Raw genomic sequence first — 1,541 nt, 5'->3', positions numbered from 1 at the left:
CCGGGAAGAAGAATGTCGGTTGTCTTCTAGAACGGTGACTCGTCGGAATGCACGACCATCGCTTGGAATCTTTTACGGAAGGTGCGGCCCCCGCTTGGGTCAAGCGGTTGCCGTTTCAGGTGGACGTGGCGGGGATCATCCGCCTGATGGGGCGGTCACTGTACAGCCGGCCCAATGCGGCGATTCGGGAACTCATTCAGAACGCCCACGACGGCATAATGCGGCGGCGATCCAAGGACCTGCAGTATCATGGGCGGATTGACTTTTTCCAGTATCCGCAGGAAGCCGTTGTGGAGGTGGCGGATGACGGTGTCGGCTTGACGCAGGAAGAAGTCGAGAAATATCTGGGCACCCTTGGGATCGGGTTGAGTGGTCTGCTCAGGGGACAGGGAGAAGGCACGGGTGAAAGTGTCGGCCATCTGATCGGCGAGTTTGGAATTGGACTGTTCAGTGCTTTTCTTCTGGCGGATCGGGTGGAGATCTGCACGCGCCACTTTGCCACGGGAGAGGTCACCCGGTGGGAGGCAGGTCCCGAGGCTGACATTGTCATCACGCCGGGAAGGCGCGAGACAGCGGGGACAACCGTGCGGTTGTATCTCAAACCGGAGCACAAAGCCTTTGCCGAAGACGAGGATCTTTTGGAAAGGGCCATCAAGGAGTACGCAGAGTTTTTACCCCTGCCCATCTACATCAATGGGAAACAGCAGCGCGTTAACGTGGGGACCGCTTCGTGGCTCGAACCCACCCCGGATATGGGGGCTTTGGAGCTCGAATTGGAGAGTTATTTCGGGGAAACACCCCTGGACGTGTTCGCCATTCGCCAGGAAAAACCTGTCGCCATCCGTGGGGCCCTTTACGTGACGCCCCAGCGCACCCCGGGGTTTACTGATGTCCCGGCATTGACCGTCACCGTCAGGCGGATGATTATTTCCCGCAAACTGCACGGCTTGTTGCCGGATTGGGCAAGTTTTGTGCGGGGGGTGTTGGAGCTCTCGGAGTGTTCGCCTACAACAAGTCGCGAAGATCTGGTACGGGACACGACGTTCTACCTGGTACGGGATTTCCTGGACCGATTCATTCTGGAACACTTTCAAGATCTTGCCAGGGAAGCCCCCGCGCGGTGGCAGTCGCTCATTGCGTGGCATCGGTACCTGCTGGCCGGGGCCGCTCTCGAAGTGGTTCCCCTCCGTTACCTGCTTCGAGACACATACCGGTTTATCACTTCTCGGGGTGAAATGACTTTTCCGGAAATTCTGAAGGCGAGCACGTGCGAGGGATTTTCGGAAGACGTTTACGAGGCGGTCATCTGGTATAATCCCAGCCGCCACCTGGAAGGCTGGCTCAACGAAGTGTTTGCCGAGCATCCGGCGCCCTGTGTGCATACTCTACGGAGTTTTGAAGAGGCGTTGCTGGCCCTCATGGTGGCCGATGTGGTTTCTGATGGCCGCGTGGTGGATTTTCGCGTTGCCGGTCCCAGCAGCCCGGGATTTGCCACCAGTGTCCTGGGGATCAGAGAGCTTACGGACGCCGCACCGGAATGG

The 1,541-nt window shown here is 58.5% G+C and carries 1 protein-coding gene; it reads left to right on the top strand.

What is annotated here, in order from left to right:
* Positions 1-47: 47 nt before the first annotated feature.
* Positions 48-1,541: ATP-binding protein (locus H5U08_RS18400; protein ID WP_297036496.1), on the top strand; the 1,494-nt coding region annotated here is incomplete at its 3' end.

The sequence above is a fragment of the Thermogutta sp. genome, from assembly GCF_014359955.1.
GTDB lineage: Bacteria > Planctomycetota > Planctomycetia > Pirellulales > Thermoguttaceae > Thermogutta.
This window is presented reverse-complemented; position numbering and strand designations above follow the sequence as displayed.